Annotated in this window: 22 protein-coding genes; 7 read left to right on the forward strand and 15 right to left on the reverse strand. The window is 65.5% G+C overall.

Translation table 11 applies throughout. The annotated features are described in order from the left end of the window. Window positions 1–213 precede the first annotated feature (213 nt). From B5D62_RS11205 to B5D62_RS11225, 5 genes are all read right to left on the reverse strand, one after another. Window positions 214–837, reverse strand: coding sequence for an ATP-dependent Clp protease proteolytic subunit (locus B5D62_RS11205; RefSeq protein ID WP_085933954.1), 624 nt, complete (start codon window positions 835–837; stop codon window positions 214–216). Window positions 838–881: 44 nt separating this feature from the next. Then, complete coding sequence (locus B5D62_RS11210; protein ID WP_085933955.1) at window positions 882–1,241, reverse strand: SRPBCC family protein; 360 nt, start codon at window positions 1,239–1,241, stop codon at window positions 882–884. Next, window positions 1,238–1,552, reverse strand: coding sequence for an ArsR/SmtB family transcription factor (locus B5D62_RS11215; RefSeq protein ID WP_085933956.1), 315 nt, complete (start codon window positions 1,550–1,552; stop codon window positions 1,238–1,240). The genes B5D62_RS11210 and B5D62_RS11215 overlap by 4 nt, the downstream gene beginning before the upstream one ends. A 101-nt stretch (window positions 1,553–1,653) precedes the next feature. Next, window positions 1,654–2,874 (reverse strand): acyl-CoA dehydrogenase family protein, encoded by a 1,221-nt coding sequence (locus B5D62_RS11220; protein ID WP_085933957.1) that lies wholly within the window; start codon window positions 2,872–2,874, stop codon window positions 1,654–1,656. A gap of 174 nt (window positions 2,875–3,048) precedes the next feature. Next, window positions 3,049–4,173, reverse strand: coding sequence for an acyl-CoA dehydrogenase family protein (locus tag B5D62_RS11225; RefSeq protein ID WP_085933958.1), 1,125 nt, complete (start codon window positions 4,171–4,173; stop codon window positions 3,049–3,051). 99 nt (window positions 4,174–4,272) lie between these two features. Between B5D62_RS11225 and B5D62_RS11230 the strand changes: the two genes are divergently transcribed. From B5D62_RS11230 to B5D62_RS11240, 3 genes are all read left to right on the forward strand, one after another. Continuing rightward, window positions 4,273–4,608: a DOPA 4,5-dioxygenase family protein gene (locus tag B5D62_RS11230; protein WP_085933959.1), complete on the forward strand. Its 336-nt coding sequence runs from the start codon at window positions 4,273–4,275 to the stop codon at window positions 4,606–4,608. Between the two features lie 11 nt (window positions 4,609–4,619). After that, window positions 4,620–5,102 (forward strand): CinA family protein, encoded by a 483-nt coding sequence (locus B5D62_RS11235; protein WP_085933960.1) that lies wholly within the window; start codon window positions 4,620–4,622, stop codon window positions 5,100–5,102. Between the two features lie 134 nt (window positions 5,103–5,236). Further along, window positions 5,237–6,247, forward strand: a complete 1,011-nt coding sequence (locus tag B5D62_RS11240) for a Tim44 domain-containing protein (protein WP_085933961.1) — start codon at window positions 5,237–5,239, stop codon at window positions 6,245–6,247. Here the strand turns inward: B5D62_RS11240 and B5D62_RS11245 are convergent. After that, window positions 6,244–7,050, reverse strand: coding sequence for an SDR family NAD(P)-dependent oxidoreductase (locus B5D62_RS11245; RefSeq protein WP_085933962.1), 807 nt, complete (start codon window positions 7,048–7,050; stop codon window positions 6,244–6,246). The two genes, B5D62_RS11240 and B5D62_RS11245, sit on opposite strands and share 4 nt — an antisense overlap. An 87-nt stretch (window positions 7,051–7,137) precedes the next feature. Further along, on the reverse strand, window positions 7,138–7,911 hold the full coding sequence (locus B5D62_RS11250) for an enoyl-CoA hydratase/isomerase family protein (RefSeq protein ID WP_085933963.1): 774 nt from the start codon (window positions 7,909–7,911) through the stop codon (window positions 7,138–7,140). Between the two features lie 83 nt (window positions 7,912–7,994). On the opposite strand from B5D62_RS11250, the gene B5D62_RS11255 reads away from it, so the two are divergent. Further along, window positions 7,995–8,936 carry a 3-hydroxyacyl-CoA dehydrogenase family protein gene (locus tag B5D62_RS11255; RefSeq protein WP_085933964.1) on the forward strand — a complete coding sequence of 314 codons (942 nt, stop codon included), beginning with the start codon at window positions 7,995–7,997 and terminating at the stop codon, window positions 8,934–8,936. A gap of 3 nt (window positions 8,937–8,939) precedes the next feature. Here B5D62_RS11255 and B5D62_RS11260 read toward each other — a convergent pair whose 3' ends face one another. After that, window positions 8,940–9,449, reverse strand: a complete 510-nt coding sequence (locus B5D62_RS11260) for a hypothetical protein (RefSeq protein WP_085933965.1) — start codon at window positions 9,447–9,449, stop codon at window positions 8,940–8,942. Between the two features lie 212 nt (window positions 9,450–9,661). Next, entirely contained in the window at window positions 9,662–10,174 is a 513-nt protein-coding gene (locus B5D62_RS11265) for a hypothetical protein (RefSeq protein ID WP_085933966.1), read from the reverse strand. A 190-nt stretch (window positions 10,175–10,364) separates the two neighbouring features. Here B5D62_RS11265 and B5D62_RS11270 point away from each other — a divergent pair, with 190 nt between their 5' ends. Continuing rightward, window positions 10,365–11,147, forward strand: a complete 783-nt coding sequence (locus B5D62_RS11270; protein ID WP_085933967.1) for a bestrophin-like domain — start codon at window positions 10,365–10,367, stop codon at window positions 11,145–11,147. A gap of 91 nt (window positions 11,148–11,238) precedes the next feature. Here the strand turns inward: B5D62_RS11270 and B5D62_RS11275 are convergent, their stop codons facing one another. Next, the gene (locus B5D62_RS11275; protein WP_085933968.1) at window positions 11,239–12,990 is read right to left on the reverse strand and encodes a DEAD/DEAH box helicase; all 1,752 of its coding nucleotides are present in this window, start codon (window positions 12,988–12,990) and stop codon (window positions 11,239–11,241) included. Window positions 12,991–13,251: 261 nt separating this feature from the next. Further along, window positions 13,252–15,030, reverse strand: coding sequence for an N-acyl-D-amino-acid deacylase family protein (locus tag B5D62_RS11280; RefSeq protein WP_085933969.1), 1,779 nt, complete (start codon window positions 15,028–15,030; stop codon window positions 13,252–13,254). A 108-nt stretch (window positions 15,031–15,138) separates the two neighbouring features. On the opposite strand from B5D62_RS11280, the gene B5D62_RS11285 reads away from it, so the two are divergent. Beyond that, window positions 15,139–16,038, forward strand: a complete 900-nt coding sequence (locus B5D62_RS11285) for a DMT family transporter (RefSeq protein WP_085933970.1) — start codon at window positions 15,139–15,141, stop codon at window positions 16,036–16,038. On the opposite strand, the gene B5D62_RS11290 is transcribed toward B5D62_RS11285, so the two are convergent. Continuing rightward, the gene (locus B5D62_RS11290) at window positions 16,019–16,807 is read right to left on the reverse strand and encodes an SDR family NAD(P)-dependent oxidoreductase (RefSeq protein ID WP_170920892.1); all 789 of its coding nucleotides are present in this window, start codon (window positions 16,805–16,807) and stop codon (window positions 16,019–16,021) included. The two genes, B5D62_RS11285 and B5D62_RS11290, sit on opposite strands and share 20 nt — an antisense overlap. A 61-nt stretch (window positions 16,808–16,868) precedes the next feature. On the opposite strand from B5D62_RS11290, the gene B5D62_RS11295 reads away from it, so the two are divergent. Further along, on the forward strand, window positions 16,869–17,357 hold the full coding sequence (locus tag B5D62_RS11295; protein ID WP_085933972.1) for a GFA family protein: 489 nt from the start codon (window positions 16,869–16,871) through the stop codon (window positions 17,355–17,357). Here the strand turns inward: B5D62_RS11295 and B5D62_RS11300 are convergent. From B5D62_RS11300 to B5D62_RS11310, 3 genes are read right to left on the reverse strand one after another with little or no spacing between them, the layout of a single operon-like run. Next, window positions 17,354–17,827, reverse strand: a complete 474-nt coding sequence (locus B5D62_RS11300; protein ID WP_085933973.1) for a hypothetical protein — start codon at window positions 17,825–17,827, stop codon at window positions 17,354–17,356. The genes B5D62_RS11295 and B5D62_RS11300 overlap by 4 nt on opposite strands. A 21-nt stretch (window positions 17,828–17,848) precedes the next feature. After that, on the reverse strand, window positions 17,849–18,352 hold the full coding sequence (locus tag B5D62_RS11305) for a hypothetical protein (RefSeq protein ID WP_085933974.1): 504 nt from the start codon (window positions 18,350–18,352) through the stop codon (window positions 17,849–17,851). 39 nt (window positions 18,353–18,391) lie between these two features. Further along, window positions 18,392–20,995 (reverse strand): TRAP transporter permease, encoded by a 2,604-nt coding sequence (locus tag B5D62_RS11310; protein WP_085934721.1) that lies wholly within the window; start codon window positions 20,993–20,995, stop codon window positions 18,392–18,394. Window positions 20,996–21,029: the final 34 nt, after the last annotated feature.

Raw genomic sequence — 21,029 nt, forward strand, 5'->3', positions numbered from 1 at the left:
TTCGTTTCCTCCTCTTGTTTGTCGGCGCCATCACAAATAGCGGAGACACCCTGCTCCATCGTGACCGCAGCACATGCATGCGCACAAGGCCGCAGGGACGATTCCAGCCCCGATGCGCCTCTTGCCGGACTGCGGGCTTCCAGCCCGCTCTTCCTCTCTACAACCGGCGCCGCTCGAGCGGGTCAGAGGCCCGCGGTCCCGGGAAAGGTCCGCCTATGCCGATGGCGTTTCACTTCCCTCCTCCTCGCGAACACACAGGATACGGTCAATCAGCCCCCACTCCAGGGCCTCCTCCGCGGTCATGAAGCGATCGCGATCGAGGGTGCGTTCGACTTCTTCATAGGTACGCCCGCAATGTTCCGCATAGAGGCGCGTCACGCGCTGCTTGGTTCTCTGGATCTCCTCGGCATGGATGAGAATATCCGAAGCCTGCCCTTTGAAGCCGCCGAGAGGCTGATGAACGTGCAGGCTCGCGTTCGGCAGCGCCGCGCGTTCGCCAGGTTCTCCCGCCATCAGCAGGAATGATCCCATCGAGCGAGCCGTTCCCATGCACAATGTATGGACCGGCGCGCGGATGTAACGCATCGTGTCGTACATCGCGAAGCCACTGGTGACGACGCCCCCAGGCGAATTGATGTAGAGGTAGATCGGCTTCCGGGGGTTCTCCGCCTCCAGAAACAACAATTGCGCGCAGACCAGCGCCGACACACTGTCGTTCACTTCGCCATTGAGAAAGATGATCCTTTCACGGAGAAGGCGAGAGTAAATGTCGAACGATCGCTCTCCCTTGCTCGATTGTTCGATGACCATCGGGACAAGTTGCATCGCTTCGCGCATTGGCGAACTCCTGTTTTCCGTGACTTATCGAAGTTCTTGCCGAGTCAGGCGGCGCGCATGACCGGCACGCTGTTGTTGTTTGCGGCTGTCATCACCATCCGCTTGAGCCTTGCATCCGTAACCTCGTGGATGATCCGCAGGCTGGTCCCACCTGCGGCGTTGGGAGCAAGGCGGAACGTCACGGTACTTTCAAGGAATGGTGATTCCCTATCGCGCATCCTGAAGCTGACCTCACGCTCCGGCGTGACGCAGGTCGCTTCAGCTTCGGCCAGCGCCTCTTTCGGGAGCCACCTTTCACGAAACTCCGGAATGGTTATCGCGCGCCAGACCTTGCGCGGCGGCTCATCGAACTCGTATTCGAGTTCGACGCCGTTGAAGGGCTTTTCGGTCTTTCCGTGGCTCATTGGTCCATGTCCTTCAGCAAGACTTTGAGCGCGTCGATGCGCGCGGGCCAGTACGCGCGATACCTGGCCAGCCACTGCGCAATGAAGGCCAATCCTTCCGGATCGACCTCATAATTGACAAACCGCCCTTGCCGCTCTTCCCGCACCAATCGCGCACCACGCAAAACCGCGAGATGTTGGGACATGGCCGGCTGGCTGATTTTCATGCCGTCGCGCAAGGCACTGGCATTCATGCTACCCGCCGCGAGCTTCTCGAAGATGGCGCGGCGGGTTGGATCGGCGAGAGCCCTGAAGATGTCGTTCTCGATCACGACAATACATAAGCACACACTTATGTGTACACACAAGTCCCTTCTCTGACGAGAAGGCCCGCCCGGGTTACGGGACCTCGGCGATCAGCTGAACAGGCTGGTCATTTGCCGAGCTTGTTGAACGGGATGTCCTTGTCGACGCGCACATCGGCTGGCAGGCCGAGCACACGTTCGGCGACGATGTTGCGCAGGATCTCGTCGGTGCCGCCGGCGATGCGGAAACCCGCGCCGCCGATCCATTGCGCTTGGAAGCCGCCCGCCTGCGGGATCTCCTCTTTCATGACGCCGGCCGGTCCCATCAGCTCCATCGCGAAGGCGCCCATGTCCTGCATCTTGGGCGCCGCCACGATCTTGATGATCGAAGATTCCGGTCCCGGCGTCTGGCCCTTGGAAAGCGCGGTGAGCGTGCGATAGCGGGTCAGCTTCAGCCCCTGCTGCTGCACATACCAGTCGGCGATCCTCGAGCGCACCTGCTGGTTCTTGAGCGCCGGCCCGTCATCGAAATCGGTATCGCGCGCCAGTTCCATCAGCTCGTCGACATCGAGGCCGCCCGACGGCATGCCGACCGCGAGGCGCTCGTTCATGAGCGTCGTGAGCGCGGCCTTCCAGCCCTCGCCCACCTTGCCCAGGCGCTGGCTGTCGGGAATGCGCACATTGGTGAAGAACACCTCGTTGAAGTTGGCACCGCCCGACATCTGCTTGATCGGCCGCACCTCGACGCCCGGCGTCTTCATCGACAGGAAGAACATCGTCAGGCCCTGATGCTTGGGCACCGTCGGGTCGGTCCGCGTGATGATGATGCCGAAGTCGGAATAGTGCGCGCCCGAGGTCCAAACCTTCTGGCCGTTGATCACCCACTCGTCACCGTCGCGCTCGGCGCGGGTGCGGATGCCGGCCACGTCCGAGCCCGCCGCCGGCTCGGAGAAGAGCTGGCACCAGATCTCCTCGCCATGCAGCGCCGGCTCCACATGGCGCTTGAGCTGCTCAGGACTGGCATAGGCCATCATGGTGGGGATGCACATGCCGAGCCCGATATCGAAGAAGCCCAGCGGCACCAGGTAATTCGCCTCCTCCTGCTGGTAGATCACCTGCAGGATGGGCGAGGCGCCGCGGCCGCCGAATTCCTTCGGCCAGGTCATGCGCGCATATCCGGCCGCCGCCTTCTTGGCCTGCCATTCCCTGGCCTTCCTCAGAAGCTCGGGATCGTCGTTGCGGGCGCGGAAGCTCTGCTTGTCGTCGCTCTTGCGGGTGGCGTTGGCGTCGAGCCAGGCGCGCACTTCCTTGCGGAACGCAGCCTCTTCGGGGGTATCGTTGAAGTCCATGGGCGTCTCCTGAATTTTTCTCGTCTCCTCCCCGGCGCGGAACCCGCGCCGGGGAGGTGTCGCCGTCCTACGGCGACGGAGGGGTCATGGGCGTCAGGGTCACGTCGCTTCCGACCCCTCCGCCCGCTGCGCGGGCACCTCCCCTTCGCGGCTCCCGCGAAGGGGAGGGAAAACTCACGCCGCGTTCTTCTGTTCGAGCCGCGTCACCAGCTTGTCCTTCCAGGCCATCGGTCCACCCAGGGCCAGCGCCAGCACGCGGGCGCGGCGATAGTGGAATTGCGTATCGGCCTCCCAGGTGAAGCCGATGCCGCCATGGGTCTGGATGTTCTCCTTCGCGGCGAAGTCGTAGGCTTCGGTGGCCGCGATGCGCGCCGCCGCCGCCGCGACTGGCAGGTCGGCGCCGCCGTCGGTCAGCATCATCGCGCCGTAATAGGCGTTGGAGCGCGCCAGCTCGAGCTTCACGTAGCAGTCGGCCAGCTTGTGCTTGATGGCCTGGTAGGATCCGATCGCACGGCCGAAGGCCTGGCGCTGCAGCGCGTAGTCGCGCGCCATCCACATCGCTGCCTCCGCACCGCCCACCTGAGCGAAGGCGAAGTAGACCGCGGCCGCATCGTACAGCCGTTCGAGCAGCGACCAGCCCTGACCTTCCGCGCCCAGCAATTCGGCCGACGCCCCGTCGAAGGTGAGTTCGGCCTGCTTGCGCGCCGGATCGATGGTCTCGACGCGCTTCCTCTTCACGGCGGATTGCGACAGGTCGACGAGGACCAGCGACACGGCGCGATCACCTTGCCCGCCGGTGTTCGCCAGCACGACGGCGAAGGTCGCGGCATCGCCATCGATCACCGGCACCTTCTTGCCGCTGAGCCTGCCGCCGCCGAAGGTCGTTCGGATGTTGCGTGGACGCGGCGGCTGTGCGCCCTCGGCGACGGCGAGCGTGCCGATTGCCTTGCCGGCCGCCAGTTCAGCTAGCCACTTCTTTTTCTGCGCTTCGGAGCCTGCGAGCTTCAGCACCTCGGTCGCCAGCACGACCGAGCTGTCGAACGGCACCGGCGCAGCGGCGCGGCCGATCTCCTCGGCAATCACGCACAGTTCGAGCGGCGACAGGCCAAGCCCGCCATATTCCTCCGGAATGGCAGTGGCGGGCACACCCAGCTCGACGAGGCCTCTCCAGACCTCTTCGGCATACGCCTCATTGCCATCAAGAACGCGGCGCACGACCTTGGTCGGGCACTTGTCGGCGAGGAACTTGCGAACCTGCTCCTTGAGCAGCTTCTGGTCGTCGGAGAAATCGAAGTTCATGATGGACCGAGGCTAGCAGGCGGCCTCGCATCGGGGAACGGCTCAGGGTTTCGGCACGCGGACCATATCGCACAGTGAGCGACAGAGTAGGATGACGCCATGGACACGACCGATATCAAGGATTGGCACGCGCACATCTACTTCGATCCCGCCTCGCGGGAGGAAGCCTGGGCGTTGCGCGAGCGCATCGAAAAGTCATTCGACATCGACATGGGCCGGTTTCACGAGAAGCCGGTCGGGCCGCATCCACGCTTCAGCTATCAGGTGCGGTTCCGCAACGACCTGTTCGCAACACTGATTCCCTGGCTGGCGCTGCATCGCGGCGACCTCACCGTGTTCGTGCATCCGAATACCGGCCAGGATCTGGAGGATCACCGCGACCGCGCCCTATGGCTCGGCCAGCAGGTCGCGCTCAATCTCGACGCCCTCACCTAAAGGAACAAGGCATGGAAACGCTGCTCCCCCTCGCCCATCGCATCGGCGAGAAGCTCAAGGCACGCAAGGAAACGATCGCCATTTCCGAGTCCTCGTCGGGCGGACTCGTTTCCGCGGCGCTGCTCGCGGTGCCGGGCGCGTCGGCCTATTACATGGGTGGCGCCGTCGTCTATACGCGGCCGGCGCAGGATGCCTTCCTCGCCGTGCCGAAGGAGAAGCGTGCGGGCGTGCGCTCCTCGTCGGAACCGTGGGCGCTGTTGGCGGCGGAGCATGTGCGCGAGCGCCTGAAGACGAGCTGGGGCTTGGCCGAGACCGGCGCCGCCGGCCCGACCGGCAACTCCTACGGCGACCCGGCCGGCCACACCTGCGTCGCCGTGGTCGGCCCCAACGGCAAGATCGCCCGGACCTTGCGCACCGGCTCGGCCGACCGCGCCGCCAACATGCTCGCCTTCGCGACCGAGGCGCTCAAGCTGATCGACGAGCAGCTAAAATGACTTTCGCAGGCCGCGCGCCGACGCTGGGGGATGACCGGGCGCCGATGACGAATAGGCGAGTATCACCTTGAATGATGAGGTTATCCGCCACACATTCCGCACGTCGGTGTAATCCGACGACAGGGTGGCTAATCATGAAGACTTTCCGTTGGCTCGCGGTTCTCGCGGCCCTCCTCCTCGTTATCCCGACCTTGGCGCCGTCGTCCGCAGACGCACGCGCCGGTGGCGGTACGAATTCCGGCAGCCGCGGCACGCGCACGACTCAGCCTCCGGCTCCGACGCAAACCGCACCCAGTGCAGCGCCGATCCAGCGCACCGTGACACCCACCCAGCCGGCGACCACTCCCGCCGCCACGACGGCGCAAGCCGCTCCCCAAGCTGGCGGGTTCATGTCGCGCCATCCGTTCCTCTCCGGCCTGATGGGCGGCCTGTTCGGCGCCGGCCTATTCGGCATGTTGTTCGGTGGCGGCTTCGGCGGCGGCGCCGGCATCTTCGGCCTTTTCTTCCAGATGCTGCTGATCGGCGGTCTGGGCTATCTCGCCGTTCGCCTGTTCCGGGGCGGGACTGCCACGGCCGGCCGCCCGGCCTATGCCTACGCGACTGCTTCGCCTTCCGTGACGGATGTGCCGATCGCGCGATCGAGCGTGCCGCAGACTGGCGGATCCCCGCTTCTCGCGGGCGGAGCCGCACTGGGCGCCGGCACCGGACAACTCGCCATCGCGGCCGAAGACTACAACGACTTCGAGCGCCTCCTCGGTGCCGTCCAGACGGCCTACAGCGCTGGAGACCTCGCGCGGCTTCGCGGCCTCGCGACACCGGAGATGGTCGGCTATTTCTCCGAGCAGCTCTCCGCCAATGCAAGCCGCGGCGTCGAGAACAAGATCGACGGGGTGAAGCTCGAGCAGGGCGACCTCGCCGAAGCGTGGCGCGAGGGCGGGATCGACTATGCCACCGTCGGCATGCGCTTCAGCCTGATCGACGTGACACGGCGCATCGCCGATGGCGCGATCGTCGAAGGGAACGCCCAGGCACGGACCGAGGCGACGGAAGTCTGGACCTTCCTGCGCAGCCGCGGCGGCAAGTGGATCGTGTCGGCGATCCAGCAAGCACAACGGCAGCCAGCGATGGTCGGCGCGGCTTCCTAGTCGCGGCGCGACGCCTTTCCACCGGCGGTAAGGCCGCCGTCGATCACCAGCTCCTGGCCGGTGATGTAGCTCGCGGCATCGGTGCAGAGGAACAGGACGCCGTTGGCGATGTCCTGCGCCTCGCCGACGCGCACCAGCGGTACCGCGACGGCGGCGCGCTCACGCGGATCGATCGGCGCGTTGCGGCGGTTGCCTTCGGCGCCGGTCGGGATCTTCTCCCAGATCGGCGTGGCGATGATGCCGGGATGCACGGAGTTGCAGCGGATGTTGTCGGCCGCGTGCTCCAGCGCGACCGACTTGGCGAGCAGCCGCACGCCGCCCTTGGTCGCCGAATAGGCCGCCAGTCCCGGCGCGCCGCGCAGGCCGGCTACCGACGACATCAGCACGATCGAGCCACCGCCTACTTTCTTCAGCGCCGGAATGGCATGCTTGATCGACAGGAACACGCCGTCGAGATTGATCGCCTGTTGCCGCTGCCAGTCGGCTAGCGTCATGGTGGCGATCGGCGCCATGATGCCGATACCGGCATTGGCGACCATGATGTCGAGGCGGCCGAAGCGCTTCTCCGCCTCGGCGATCACGCCGGACCACGTCCCCTCATCACGCACATCATGATGGAGGTAGTGTGCCTTGCCGCCGGCCTTGGCGATGCGCTCGACGGTCTCCTTGCCGAGGCGGTCGTCGATATCGGTGATCAGGACAGCAGCGCCCGCGCCCGCCAAAGTCTCCGAGCAGGCGGCACCGATACCCGAAGCCCCACCGGTGACGATGGCGGTCTTTCCCGAAAGCGTTGAGGTCGTCATGTTCTGTCCTTCGCGTTTAGCTCAAGCAAAGGGGGCGCGCTCGCGGCGCGCCCCGAAGCAGATCGAAGACCGACAATGCGGCCGCGGTCAGCGGCCCTTCCAGTTGCCGGGCCGCTTTTCGGCGTAGGACTTGATGCCTTCCTTGAAGTCCTCGGTCTTGCGCGTCCAGTCCTGCTCGGTAAGCTCGCGCTCGGTCGCGATCTCGGCGGCATCGGCGAAGCCGCGGCGCATGGTCTCGCGCGTCGACATGACGGCAAGCGGCGCGCTCTCGGCGATCTCGGCGGCGAGCTTCATCGCCTCCTTGCGCACGTCGGCCAGCGGCACCAGCACATCGGCCATGCCCCAGGCGAAAGCTTCCTCACCGCCGATCCGACGGCCGGTATAGAACATCAGATTGGCGCGCTGCTGTCCGATCAGGCGCGGCAGAGTGAAGGTAAGCGAGAAGCCGGGATGGAAACCGAGCCGGGTGAAGTTGGCGGCAAAGCGCGCCTCGGGGCAGGCGACGCGAAAGTCGGGCATCAACGCCAGGCCCAATCCGCCACCGATCGCCGGCCCCTGTACCGCGGCGATGCTGGGCTTCTTGGAGCGGAACAGGCGCGTGGCCTCCTTGTAGAGGTGCTTGCCGCTCTCGGCCGATCCCGTCTGCGGGCGGTTGGCGAAGTCCGCGCCGGCGCAGAACGATTTGCCCTGCGAGCACAGCACGTAGGCGCGGATGTTGGTGTCGCGATCGAACGCCTCGAAGGCGTCGGCGATCTGGTTGATCAGGGCATTGTCGAAGAAGTTGTGCGGCGGACGCTGGATCTCGACGACGCCGACATGGCCCTCACTGCTGACGCCGATATCCTTGTAGGTGCCGCTCATCGTCTTCTCCTTGTTGCAACTGGCTGGCTTGGCGGCGGATATTGCCCCGCCCGCAGGGCACCGTCGATATGGGAGGTCTGGAAATGCCGCAACGCGAACACGCAACCCCGGGTCGGGCCTTGGTCCTGGGCGGCGGCACGATGGGGGTCGGTATCATCGCCATGTTCCTGGCCGGCGGCTGGAAGGTCGATGTCGTGTCGCGCTCCGCGCCGACACGCGACGGGTTGCCATCCGCGACGGCTCGCGCGCTCGAGGCGATGGGCAAATCGCCCGACACGTCAGGCCTGGCAACTTATGCCACGCTGGCCGAGGCACCGTGGTCCGAGATCGACATCGCGGTCGAGACCGTGACAGAGGATCTGGCGCTGAAGCAGAAGCTGTTCGCCGAGATGGAGACGCTGGCGCGGCCCGACTGCGCCCTCACCTCCAATTCCTCGAGTTTCCCGATCAGCGCCATCGGCATGGGATTGAAGACGCAGCAGCGCATGATGGGTCTGCACTTCTTCATGCCCGCCCATCTCATCCCGCTGGTCGAGGTGGTGCGCTCGGTGCATACCGACGTCGCGCTAGCGGAGAAGGTCGGCGCGATCATGACCGCGCTGGGCAAGCGGCCCGTGCAGGTGAAGAAGGACGTGATCGGCTTCCTCGGCAATCGCATCCAGGCCGCTCTGATGCGCGAGGCGCTGTGGCTGATCGAGCAGGGTGTCGCCTCGCCGGAGGATATCGACGCGACGGTGCGTCTGTCCTTCGGCTTCCGCTATGCCGCCGCCGGCCCGATCCTGCAGAAGGAGCATTCGGGCTGGGACACGACCTGCGCCGTGGCCAAGGTGATCTATCCCGATCTCAGCAATGCCGATGGACCGCCGCCGGTCCTGCAGCGCAACGTCGATGAAGGCCGTATCGGCTTCAAGACCAAGCGCGGATTCTTCGAGTGGAACGACGAATCGATCGCCAAGGAGCGGGCACGCTACGAACGCGCGCTGCGCAAGTGCCTGGAGATCTTCCGCGACGAGGGGATCGTCTGAGCGTCAGTGCGACGCCGGATGGTGCGGAGCGGCACCACGGCCAAGCAGCAACAGCCTGACCATCGAGATGATATGGCGCGCCATCACGTAGATGGCGATCACCAGGAAGCCGAGGCTGCCCACGAGCACCAGAGCGTCGATCTTGTCGGTGTTGATGATGTGGTTGGGCAACCGCACGGCTTCGACGCACATCTCGGCGAACAGGCCGAAGATCAACAGACCCAGCCCTGACCCGTGGCATACATGGTCGACGAGGACCTGCCACGGCTCGTCGGCGCCGCCCTTCAGTCCGAATATGTCGCGCAGCGACCCCCGTTCCTCGAGGGCGACTCCCCAGCCGATCAGGATCACGCCCATGCCTTCGATGATGTCCATTGGCTCGTGAAATTCCTGTCCCTCCAAAAGCCCGATCGCCACTTCGAGGATGGCGATGACCAGCGGAACGAGAATGATCACATCGAGGATGGCAATGGCGAGGGGAGCCAGAAACAGGCGAACGAGAAAACGTACCATTACGCAGGGTCTTTCAATCACTACAGCGATGGCTGTGGTGCAGCGCTACTGAAATAGCCCATGCTCTTTGATTAAGAAAGACCTCCGCCGAAAGTTGCGGACAAGCGCAAGACTCCCGGTGTGGTCGTGGTCACAAAACCTCAACGCGGCTCTGTACTGCAAATATCCGGCACGATCCCGAGAGCGGGATCGCATCCGACAATGCAAGCGTTTCAGTGCGAGGGCGATTGGCTGGAAACGACGTGCTTGCCTGCGAACAGCGCCCGGATCAGCGAAAAGATGTGATGGACCATCACGTAGATGCTGAGCACGAGGAAAGCGAGGCTTCCCAGCAGGACCAGGTGATCGATGCCGGCCGTATTGATGATTGCATTGGGAAGGCGGATCGCCTCGATGCACATTTCCGCGAACAGTCCGAAGATCAACAGACCGAGACCGGCGCTGTGACACATATGGTCGACGATCGCCTGCCACCCTTCGTCGCTATTCCCCGTCAGCCGGAAGATGTGGCGCAGGGATTCCCGCTCTTCGAGAGCGACGCCCCAGCCGATCAGAATGACGCCCATGCCCTCGATGATATCTAGCGCTTCGTGCAGCCCCTGCTCGTGCTTCCAGCCGCTATGCGCGACTTCCCAGATGGCCAGCAGAAGCGGAAACAGGATCATCAGGTCGAAGATCGCGATCGCCAGGGGGGAAAGGAAAATACGAACGATAAAACGTATCATAACGCTTGGTCTTTCTGTCCCGCAGCCACGGAACTCTCGTCCCATGGCTTATGGCACATTTGTCGATCAATGACTCCTGCATTCGGTTGCAGAACGTAACGATAATGCGAGCAACGCACGGTAGCTCCCGTCTGCACACCCGGTGTAATGTCGTCGCGCTTCTGCAACAATCGACGCCCCGGATTGAGTCGTGATCGACTGGCTTTACACCTTTCCCGAATTGCTGCTGCTGATCCTGCCTGTGACGACCCTGGTCCTCCTGATGGTCGTCCTTCCGCGCTTGATCCATCGCATTCCCTGGCTGACGCCGTCCGATGGCAACACCGACTTCGTCCTGCGCATGCAGGCCACCTTGTTCACGATGACGAGCCTTGTCCTCACCTTCACGCTGGTCCAGGCCGACATCAATTTCAGGCAAGCGGACAATCTCGTTTCATCCGAAGCTGCAAAGATCGACCAGCTCGACCGGCTGCTCACCCGCTATGGCGATGAGTCGGCGCGCGACGTACGGCCTTTGCTGCATGCCTACGCCAGATCCATCGTCGAAAAAGAATGGCCGGCCATGCTCAAGGACAAGGGCGATCCGGAGACCGGCAAGGCCTTCGCGCCCATCTCGCGTCGGATCCTGACCATCAACCCGACCAACAGCCGCGAGACATTGATCCTGGGCGAAATGCTGAAGGCGCTCGATACCATCGCCGATGCGCGGGCGTCGCGACTCAACATGATCACGATTGCCTTGCCGCCGATCTACTGGATCGTGGTCTGCTTCGCCATCTGCATGCTGCTTTTCGTCAGCAGCACCATCCAGCAGACGCCGTTCCGCACCACCGTTCTGGCGGCGCAGGCGGCCGTCGTCGGGGCCTTCCTAGGCTTTGTCTTCACCATGGACCAACCCTTCAAGGGCGAGACAGCCATTGGTCCCGACGCAATCGTTCAGGTCCTGGCGCGCATGGAGGCGCGCACCGAGTAGCGGCGTGGACAATCAGCGGTCCGACGCCTGAACGCAAAACGGGCGGCTGATCGGATGATCAGCCGCCCGCTGCACTTTTCAGAAACCGCTATCAGGCGGCGCGGCCGCGGCCACCTCCGCCCCCGAAACGACGGCCCTTCCAGGCCGAACGGGGACCCTGCGGACGATCGCCGTGGGGCCGATCGCCGTGGGGCCTGTCGCCTTGTGGCCGCTCGCTGCGGGGGTGATCGCCGCGCGGACGATCGGCCTGTACGCGATCGCCGTGGGGCCGGTCACCCTGCGCGTAATCGGCGCGATGGGCGTGAGGGCCACCATGGCCGCGATGGCCAGCATGATGCCCACCGTGATGACGGGGCCGGTCGTCGCCCTGCCGCGGACGGTCGCCGCGATAGGGACGATCGCCTTGAGGGCGGTCGCCGTGCGGCCGATCTCCGTGCGGGCGCTCGCCCTGTGAAGACTCGTTGCGTGGCTGGTCGCGATAGTCGCCGCGCGCCCACTGATGCTCGGACGGCGCACGATCACCGCGGGGATGATCGCCGCGCGGATGATCGCCGCGGGGGCGATCACCAAAGGCGCGATCGCCGAAGCTGCGATGGCGCGGCGGACCGCGATGGCCGCGATTTTCGCGCGGGCGCTGGTTCCGCTGCTCGCCGTCACGCTCCTCCCGCTCGGCCCGCGGGCGCGGCGGCGGTGCGGCCGGCATCTCTTCCGGCGACGGCATCGGCAGGACAGCGATCCGTTGGTTGATCAACCGCTCGATGCCCTTGAGCTGACCCCGTTCGCTGCCATCGCAGAAAGACAGGGCAATGCCCGAGGTGCCGGCACGCGCGGTACGGCCGATACGGTGGACGTAGCTCTCGGCATCGGCCGGCAGCTCGAAGTTGATGACATGCGTCACGCCGCTGACGTCGATGCCGCGTGAGGCAAGGTCGGTCGCGACCAGCACGCGGGCCTTGCCGCGGCTGAAGTTGTCGAGCGCCTTCTGGCGGGCATTCTGCGACTTGTTGCCGTGAATGGCCTCGGAGCGAATGCCCTGGTCTTCCAGCGCTTCGGCGACGCGGTTGGCGCCGCGCTTGGTGCGCGTGAAGACGATGACGCGCTCGAGCGCTGCATCGGACAGCAGATGGCTGAGCAGCGTGCGCTTGCTACCAGCGTTCACGAAATAAACGCTTTGATCGATGCGATCGACGGTACGGCCCTGCGGCGCGATCTCGACACGCTCTGGATTCTTGAGGATCTCGGCCGCGAGCTTGGCGACATCGGGCGGCATGGTGGCCGAGAACAGCAGCGTCTGGCGCTGCTTGGACACCGAGGCCGTGATGCGGCGCACGTCGCGGATGAAGCCCATGTCGAACATGCGATCAGCTTCGTCGAGCACCAGGAACGTCACGTTCCCGAGCTTGACGTTGCCGCGCTCCATCAGATCGATCAGCCGGCCCGGCGTGGCGACCAGGATGTCGACGCCGCGCTGCAGCGTCTCGATCTGGCGGCCGAAGCCCAGTCCACCGATCACCATGCCGAGCCGCAGGCCGAGGCCCCGCCCGTAAGTATCGAAGCTCTTGGCGATCTGCACCGCAAGCTCGCGCGTCGGCGCCAGCACCAGCGCCCGCGGGCTCTTCGGCTGCGCGCGCTCTTTGACGGCGGACAGCTGCTGCAACACCGGCAGCGCGAAGGCCGCCGTCTTGCCGGTGCCCGTCTGGGCGATGCCCAGGACGTCGCGGCCCTGCAGCAGGTGCGGAATGGTTCGTGCCTGGATCGGGGTCGGCGCGGTGTAGTTGGCTGCTTCGAGGGCACGCAGCAACGGCTCGGCGAGACCGAGATCCGCAAACGAAGGGGTACTCACTGGGAAAATAGTCCTTTTGGCCGCCGACCGTGCCTCCAGGGCACGCGTATTTAGCGGCTTTTGGCCCGTTCCCGCGCGCGGCTGGGACGGCTCTTGCTTCTAGGAGATTGTCTCGGGATGAAGCGCCTGAAACGAGGTGGCGCGTCGCGCGATCGCGAGAAACCTTGGATGCCCGCAAACCAGCGGACTGGCGCGTATATGATGCTGCACCGCCGCAAAGTCAAGGCGCGATTCACGCTGCGAAAGGCACGCTCGCCTTCCTCAGACGCGCTTCTTCCTCAACAGCCTGCCGGGCAGCGCGCCGGTCGGCTCGTTGTCGCGCAACAGGACCTGGCCGTTGACGATCGTTGCCTTCATGCCGTCGGCCTTCTGGCGCAGGCGCTTGGCGCCGGCCGGCAGATCGCAGACCACCTCGGGCATGCGCGGGCCCACCGTGTCAGGGTCGAACACCACGATGTCGGCGGCCAGGCCCTCGCGCAGCAGCCCGCGATCGTGGAAGCCGAACTGTGTGGCCGTATCGCAGGTGATCAGCTTGATCGCCTCCTCGAGCGTGAAGGCCTGCTTGTCGCGCACCCAATGGCTGAGAAGGTGCGTCTGCAGCGAGCTGTCCATGATCTGTGACACGTGCGCGCCCGAATCGGAGAAGGTCACGACGGAACGCGGATGCTTCATCAGCTCCAGCGCCTCGGCCTGGTTCTCGTTGGCCACCGGCTGCAGCATGAAGAACTTCATGTCGCGGTCGAGCGCCATGTCGATCATCAGCTCCACGGGATGCGTATTGCGCTGGCGCGCCAGCTCGGCCATCGATCTATGCGGGCCGCGCATCGTGTCGAGGGCAAAGATCCAGTCCCATTCCGGCGGTCGCGCCTCCGTGCCCCGCACCGTCGGCCCTTCGTACGGGCGTGAGGCGATCTCGACCAGTCGCCGACGCGTGTCCGGATCGAGCAACATCTTCTTCTGCTCGGCCAGCGGCCTGACGCGCATCTCGCGCCACATCTCCCATTTGTCGAAGGGCAACTGCGTCTCGAACGAAAGCAGCACGTTCAGCGCCCGGCTGTGCACCTGCGCGAACATGCGGCCCCCTTGCTGGACCGTGCGCTCGATGATGTCGAAGGTGCTGCGCCAGCCGCCCGGCGCGGTGCGGCGATTGAAGAGCCCGAAGGTGATGGGCCGGCCGCTTTCGATGGCGAGCGTTGACAGCGCCTCGTAGTAGCGCCTGGCTTTCTCGCTCTGCGCGCCGGTCGGCTCGCCCGCCACCTCGACGAGACCCGCACCCATTGCCTTGACCAGCGTCTCGAACTCCTGCCAGGTCGCCAGCCGGCTCGCGACCGGCTTGTCGTCCGAGGTCTGGTGATTGACGCTGCGCGTGGTGGAGAAGCCGATGGCGCCGGCGGCGATCGCCTGCTTCACCTCATGCACCATCCTGGCGAGGTCGTCCTCGGTCGCCTCGTCGGTAAAGGCGCGCTGGCCCATCACATAGGTGCGCAAGGCGCAGTGCCCCATGTAGCCGGCGTAATTGATCCCCTTGGGCAGGGAGTCGAGAACGTCGAGGAATTCCGGGAAGGTCTCCCATCGCCACTTGATGCCCGCGAGCATGGCGTCGCGGCTGATATCCTCGGCACGCTCGAGATTGCGGAACACGAGATCGGCCTCGCTCTCGCGGCAGGGCGCCAGGGTGAAGCCGCAATTGCCCATGACGACGCTGGTCACACCTTGGAAGCACGAGCTGGTGCCGATGGGATCCCAGAAGATCTGCGCGTCCATGTGCGTATGGCCATCGACGAAGCCCGGCGCCACGACATGCCCCTCGGCATCGAGCGTCTCGCGGGCGGCTCCGCTGATGCGGCCGATCTCGGCGATGCGGCCGTCCTTGACGCCGACGTCACCGCGATAGCGCGGCAATCCGGAACCGTCGACGATCATGCCGTTCTTGACGACGAGGTCGAATGTCATGGCGGCCTCCCGGCGCAGCTTTTTGATTGACGAGAAGCGTACGCCGACCTTGCCAGCCGTCAATCGCCGCCGGCTGCATGGCTGCATCGCGTAAGCGCTCGCGATCGACGCAATAAGTGGAAAGACGCTCGATCCGCCTATACCCTCGATCCGAGCCCCACCCCCGCGGGCGCGATCCAGCAATGAATTGAGCGAATGCGTCCTCGTCTGCAGAACAGAACCGCACTCGGGGCGCTCTTCACTGTGCTGGCGATGCTGGGCTTCGCCAGCATGGATGCGATCAGCAAGTGGCTGGTGGCCGGCTATCCGATCGGCCAGATGATGTGGATCCGCTACGCCGTGTTCTGCGTCTTCGCCTGGATCGTCGTGCGTCCCCACGGCGGCTTCGTTGCGGCGTTGCGGTCGGCGCGCCCGCTCCTGCAGATCGCGCGGGCGCTGCTGGCGGTGGTGGAAAGCGCGACCTTCGTGCTCGCCTTCCGTTACCTGCCGCTCGCCGACACGCATGCCATCGCCGCGACCTCGCCGCTGATCGTCGTCGCACTCGGCGCGGCTTTCCTGGGAGAACGCGTCGACCGGGCGCGCTGGCTGGCGGTGTTCGCCGGCTTCGTCGGGGTGCTGCTCATCGTGCGACCGGGCTTTCGCGTCCTCGACTGGCCGCTGCTGATCCCGATCGCGGGGGCGATCCTGTGGGGCAGCTACCAGATCCTGGTCCGCCTCTGCGCTCGCACCGACCCGCCGCAGACGACGCTGGTGTGGTCGGCCTTCGCGGCCTTCATCGCCACAAGCTTCGTCGGACCGTGGGACTGGCACTGGCCGGACGCGGCCAGTTGGGCATTGCTCGCCGCCATGGCCGTGTTGGGTTCGCTATCGCACTACGCCCTGATCCGGGCCCTCGATTATGCCGAGGCTAGCGCCGTGCAGCCCTACAGCTACACGCTGCTGGTCTGGGTCACGGTGCTAGGCGCGCTCGTGTTCGGCGATTTCCCCGACGGCTGGACCCTGCTCGGCGCCGCCGTGATCGTGGCCAGCGGCCTCTACACCTGGCACCACGATCGCCGCCAGGTGCGGCAGGCGGCTAGCGCGGCCAAGCCCTGAGCGAGACGAGGCCGCCGTCGATCGGCAGCAGCGCGCCGGTCACCCAGCGCGATTCGTCGGAGGCGAGATAGACTGCGCCGTAGGCGATGTCCCAGGCCGTCCCCTCGGTCTGCATCGGCACCATCTTGCGTCGCCGCTCGCGCGCCTCGGTACCGAGATGCGCCACCATCGGCGTATGCACCGATCCGACGATGATGCAGTTGGCGCGGATGTTCTGGGTCGCATAATCGGCCGCGACCGACAGCGTGAAGCCATGCAGGCCGGCCTTCGACGTGGCATAGGCGACGGCGCCGGGACTGCCCATCAGCCCCAATGCGCCGGCGATCGACGACACCATGATGATCGAGCCGCCGCCGCTCTCTTTCATCTTCGGCAGGCAGTACTTGGTGCAGAGCATGGTGGTGGTGAGATTGGTCTCCAGTGCGCGGTTCCAGTCGGAAAGCGTCACCGTCTCCGGCGTACCAGGCGCACCGATGCCGACATTGTTGTGCAGGATGTCGAGCCGCCCGTAGGTCTTCACGGCGAACGCCGCCATCGCTTCTGCTGTCTCGGGCTGGACGACATCGCCGGCGAACACGGAGGCGTCACCGCCTTCTTCACGGATCTGGACCGCAAGCTTCTCGGCGCGCTCCGCACTGCGGTTGACGAGCACGACCTTGGCGCCTTCGCGGGCAAACAGGATCGCCGTCGCCATGCCATTGCCGACGCCTTCGCCGCGCGGCGCCGCGCCCGTCACGATCGCCACCTTGTCCTTCAGTCGTCCCGCCATTCCTCTCCCCCGGCTTCGATGCCATGTTATGCGTGACGACCTTAACCGGGAGGCTCGCCGCATGACCAGCGTGACCGAGACGTTTGAGGGTGGCTGCACCTGCCGCCATGTGCGCTATCGCATGACCTCGCGGCCGATGTTCGTGCATTGCTGCCATTGCCGCTGGTGCCAGCGCGAAACCGGCACCGCCTTCGCCATCAATGCCATGATCGAGGCCGACCGCGTCGAGTTGCTGAGCGGCGAAGTCGAGGTCGTCGATACGCCGTCGGCCAGCGGCAAGGGCCAGCGCATCTGGCGCTGCCCCCTCTGCCGCATCGCGGTGTGGGGCAACTATGCTGGCGCTGGCGACGCCGTGCGCTTCATGCGCGTGGGCACACTCGACCAGCCCGACCGGATGCCGCCCGACATCCACATCATCACCCTGTCCAAACAGCCCTGGGTGATCCTGCCGGAAGCCGTGCCGGCGGTGCGCGAATACTACAAGCCCAAGGAGATGTGGCCGCCGGAAAGCCAGGCGCGCTTCGCCGCCCTTAAAGCCGCCAAAAGCTAGTTGGCCTCCACGTCGGCAAGCGCACCTGCGACGAGACGAGTCTCGATGCCGAGCAGCAGCACGTCGTTGCCGACGCGAACATATTGATAACCGTTGGCCGAATAGAGCTGTCCCAGCAGCACAGCCGGCAGCGGATAGACCATCACCTTGCTCGAAAGCCGCTCGCCGATCTTCCAATTGCCCTGGCCGCCGTCGTCGGGCAGGCAGCCGTTGGCCTTCTTGAGAAGCCCTGGCGGACAACCGGAAGGCGCGAGCTTGGTACCGTAGTAGCCATAGATCGCCTCGCGATCGCGGCCCGAGATGGTGAGCGTCGGCAATACCGGCGCGGGTTTCGGCGGTGGCTCCGGCACCGCCGACACCGAGACGGGCTTCACCGGCGCGGGTATCGACTTGTCGACCTTGTCGGCCCGCACGTATGCGGCCAATGCAAGCCCGACGACGGCGGCGAAAGCGATGAAGCGGGGACGCATGCGAGCCCCTGAACGCCCGATCTACATACTGCCAAGGTCGGCCAGCGCGCCCGCGATCATGCGCGTGCCGACCGCCATCAGCAGGATGTCGTTGGCGACCTGGACGTATTGGTAGCCCGCCGGCGCGGGCGTGAGCTGGCCCAGCAGCGCCACCGGCAAGGGATAATAGGCGACACCCGCCGGCAAGGGCTGGCCGATCGCCCACATCTTCTTCGCCTGGCCCGGCGGCAGACAGCCGTTGTTCTTCTTCGCCAGACCGGGTGGACAATTACCGGCCGCGTATTCCCGGCGGTAGTAGTTGTAAACGGCGTCGCGGTCGTGCGGCGCGATTACGATGCCGCCTTGCGCCGCTCCCGCGCCCTGCCCCGACGCGGCCGGCGCCTCCGATGGTGCATTGCCGGCCTTGCCCGGCGGACCGCCGCCATGACCATGGCCGGGATTGTTGTCGTTGCCCTTCTGCGCGTAGGCCGAACCGGCCAGCGCCAAACCTGTTGCGACCGCGACGGCGATCGAAAGGATGCGCATCCTGATCTCCTCCCCTGGCGCTCGCATCTGGCGCGCAGATTATGGCCGCGCCATGGCCACCGCCGGTCGAGGCTCCGACGGCCGGCGCCGGCGCAGCTGCAGCAGGATGATCACGCCCAGCAACAGCAAGGCCGGAACCGCCATCCAGTAGCGATTGGGCCGATCCGCCGGCACCAGTACCGCCAGGATCTCGTCGCCCGGAGCGAGGCCGTACTTGGCCGCCTCGCTGCCGAAGCGCACGCTTTGCACCGTTGGCTTGTCGCCAGGCGTCAGGACCAGTCCGGCGCCGCGCAAGCGATCGGCGCCATCCTTGCCGGCCTTCATGGTCAGGCGCACGGTCTTCTCGACATCTTCGCCGGATCGGCTCTGGCTCATGGCGCGGAAGCGCAGGGTCTGGTCCTCCGGTAGTGCGCCGGCGACCGCAGCGATCTCCGCCGGCGGACGCGCGTTGAAGGGCGCCTTGAACTGGTCGAGCCAGAAGGCAGGGCGGAACAGCGTGAAGCAGATCAATAGCAGCAACGCCGTCTCGTACCAGCGATTGCGGGTCAGCAACCAGTTCTGCGTCGCTGCCACGAAGCAGCCCATGGCGACGATCGAGCAGGCAATCACCATCACCAGGTTGAACGGCCCGCCGATATCGATCAGCAGCAGCTCGGAGTTGAAGATGAAGATGAACGGTAGCAAACCAGTGCGGATCTCGTACCAGAAGCCCTGCAGGCCGGTCTTGATCGGATCGGCGCCCGAGATCGCCGCCGCCGCGTAGGCCGCCAACCCGACCGGCGGATGCACGTCGGCCATCAACCCGAAATAGAAGACGAACATGTGCACGGCGACCAATGGCACGGCGAGATCGTTCTGCTGCGCCACCTCGACCAGCACCGGCGCCATCAGCGTCGCCACCACGACGTAATTGGCCGTGGTCGGCATGCCGATGCCGAGCAGCAGGCAGATGAAGGCGGTCAGGATCAGCATGATGATCAGGCTGCCGCCCGAGGCGCTTTCGACGATCTCGGTCATCACCAGTCCAATGCCGGTGAAGGATACCGTGCCGACGATGATGCCCGCCGCCGCCGTGGCGATGCCGACCGAAGTCATGTTGCGCGAGGCGCTTTCCAGGGCCGAGGCGAGATCCCGGAAACCTTCGCGCAGCTGACGACCCATCTGCCGCTCCCGGCGGAACAGCGCCAGCAGCGGCCGCTGGGTCAGCATGATGAAGATCAGGAACATGGTGCCCCAGAAGGCACTGAGGCCGGGCGAGAGCTGCTCGATCATCAGGCACCAGATCAGCACCACGACCGGCAGCAGGTAATGCAGGCCGGTCCGCGCCGTGTCGTAGAAGTCGGGGACCTTGACGATGGCCTTGGACGGATCGTCCATCGGCAGGTCGGCATGCCGGGCCTTATAGCGGACCAGGCCGAGATAGGCGGCGATCAGCACCACCCCGAGGATCCAGCTTGCCGCCGCGCCGAACACGTCCTTGGTCCAACCCACGCCCCAATAGACGATACCGCTCAGCACGATGATGCCGCAGATCGTCATCAGGCCGCGCAGGAAGGATTGATGCAGCGGCACGGTCGAGGTGCGGGGCAGGCCGCGCAGGCCTGCCTTCGCCGCTTCGATATCGACGATGTAGAACAGCGCGCCGTAGGTCAGGAACGCCGGCACGAAGGCGTGCTTTACCACCTCGGCATAGCTGATGCCGACATACTCGGCGATCAGGAAGGCGGCGGCACCCATCACCGGCGGCATGAGCTGGCCGTTGACGCCGGCGGCGCACTCGATCGCACCGGCCTTCACAGCCGAATAGCCGACCCGCTTCATGAGGGGGATGGTGAAGGTGCCGGTGGTCACCGTGTTGGCGACCGACGAGCCCGAGATCATGCCCGTCATGCCGGAGGCGACGACGCCGGCCTTGGCCGGCCCGCCGCGGAAGGTGCCCAGCAGGGCGAAGGCGAGCTGGATGAAGTAGTTCCCCGCCCCGGCCTTCTCGAGCAGGCTGCCGAACAGCACGAAGAAGAACACGACGTTGGTCGAGACGCCGAGCGCGACGCCGAAGATACCCTCCGAGGTCAGCCACATCTGCGAGGCCGCGCGCGGCAACGACGCGCCCTTGTGCGCCAGCATGCCCGGCATCCACGGACCGGCGAACATGTAGATCAGCATGAGGGCCGCGATTGCCGTCAGCGCCGGCCCGACCGCGCGTCGCGCCGCTTCCAGCAGCAGCAGCACGCCGATCACCGAAACGACCACGTCCGGCGTCGTGGGAAGGCCGGAGCGCTGCGACAGCTCGCGATAGAACAACAGCAGATAGCCGGCCGAGACGATGCCGAGGCCAGCCAGGATCCAGTCCGTCACCGGCACGCGATCGCGCGGCGAGCGCTTGAAGGCCGGGAAGCTGGTGAAGGCGAGCAGGAAGGCGAAACAGAGATGGATGACGCGCGCCTGCCCGTCGTTGAAGACGCCGACATTGAGCAGATAGGGCAGCGGCGAGGCGTACCAGAGCTGGAACAGCGCCCAGCACAGCGCGATGCCGAAGATCAGCCGCTTGACCACACCGGTGGGCTTACGGCCCCCGGTATCGGCCTCCGCCACCATATTCTCCAGTGCCTCGCGCGAGGCCGTCGGTGCCGTCACGTCGCTCATCGTCTTCCCCTGAAACCGTGGCGGCGCGCGATCG

This window comes from Enhydrobacter aerosaccus (assembly GCF_900167455.1).
In the GTDB taxonomy this organism is placed as follows: Bacteria; Pseudomonadota; Alphaproteobacteria; order Reyranellales; family Reyranellaceae; genus Reyranella; species Reyranella aerosaccus.

What these genes read in the sequence shown, in the direction of transcription:
- B5D62_RS11310 (WP_085934721.1), bottom strand. Translation starts at nt 20,995, where the DNA reads ATGAGCGACGTGACGGCACCGACGGCCTCGCGCGAGGCACTGGAGAAT.
- B5D62_RS11230 (WP_085933959.1), top strand. Translation starts at nt 4,273, where the DNA reads ATGGACACGACCGATATCAAGGATTGGCACGCGCACATCTACTTCGAT.
- B5D62_RS11300 (WP_085933973.1), bottom strand. Translation starts at nt 17,827, where the DNA reads ATGCGTCCCCGCTTCATCGCTTTCGCCGCCGTCGTCGGGCTTGCATTG.
- B5D62_RS11220 (WP_085933957.1), bottom strand. Translation starts at nt 2,874, where the DNA reads ATGGACTTCAACGATACCCCCGAAGAGGCTGCGTTCCGCAAGGAAGTG.
- B5D62_RS11260 (WP_085933965.1), bottom strand. Translation starts at nt 9,449, where the DNA reads ATGGTACGTTTTCTCGTTCGCCTGTTTCTGGCTCCCCTCGCCATTGCC.
- B5D62_RS11225 (WP_085933958.1), bottom strand. Translation starts at nt 4,173, where the DNA reads ATGAACTTCGATTTCTCCGACGACCAGAAGCTGCTCAAGGAGCAGGTT.
- B5D62_RS11285 (WP_085933970.1), top strand. Translation starts at nt 15,139, where the DNA reads ATGCGTCCTCGTCTGCAGAACAGAACCGCACTCGGGGCGCTCTTCACT.
- B5D62_RS11280 (WP_085933969.1), bottom strand. Translation starts at nt 15,030, where the DNA reads ATGCAGCCATGCAGCCGGCGGCGATTGACGGCTGGCAAGGTCGGCGTA.
- B5D62_RS11295 (WP_085933972.1), top strand. Translation starts at nt 16,869, where the DNA reads ATGACCAGCGTGACCGAGACGTTTGAGGGTGGCTGCACCTGCCGCCAT.
- B5D62_RS11235 (WP_085933960.1), top strand. Translation starts at nt 4,620, where the DNA reads ATGGAAACGCTGCTCCCCCTCGCCCATCGCATCGGCGAGAAGCTCAAG.
- B5D62_RS11305 (WP_085933974.1), bottom strand. Translation starts at nt 18,352, where the DNA reads ATGCGCATCCTTTCGATCGCCGTCGCGGTCGCAACAGGTTTGGCGCTG.
- B5D62_RS11265 (WP_085933966.1), bottom strand. Translation starts at nt 10,174, where the DNA reads ATGATACGTTTTATCGTTCGTATTTTCCTTTCCCCCCTGGCGATCGCG.
- B5D62_RS11245 (WP_085933962.1), bottom strand. Translation starts at nt 7,050, where the DNA reads ATGACGACCTCAACGCTTTCGGGAAAGACCGCCATCGTCACCGGTGGG.
- B5D62_RS11250 (WP_085933963.1), bottom strand. Translation starts at nt 7,911, where the DNA reads ATGAGCGGCACCTACAAGGATATCGGCGTCAGCAGTGAGGGCCATGTC.
- B5D62_RS11255 (WP_085933964.1), top strand. Translation starts at nt 7,995, where the DNA reads ATGCCGCAACGCGAACACGCAACCCCGGGTCGGGCCTTGGTCCTGGGC.
- B5D62_RS11210 (WP_085933955.1), bottom strand. Translation starts at nt 1,241, where the DNA reads ATGAGCCACGGAAAGACCGAAAAGCCCTTCAACGGCGTCGAACTCGAA.
- B5D62_RS11290 (WP_170920892.1), bottom strand. Translation starts at nt 16,807, where the DNA reads ATGGCGGGACGACTGAAGGACAAGGTGGCGATCGTGACGGGCGCGGCG.
- B5D62_RS11240 (WP_085933961.1), top strand. Translation starts at nt 5,237, where the DNA reads ATGAAGACTTTCCGTTGGCTCGCGGTTCTCGCGGCCCTCCTCCTCGTT.
- B5D62_RS11205 (WP_085933954.1), bottom strand. Translation starts at nt 837, where the DNA reads ATGCGCGAAGCGATGCAACTTGTCCCGATGGTCATCGAACAATCGAGC.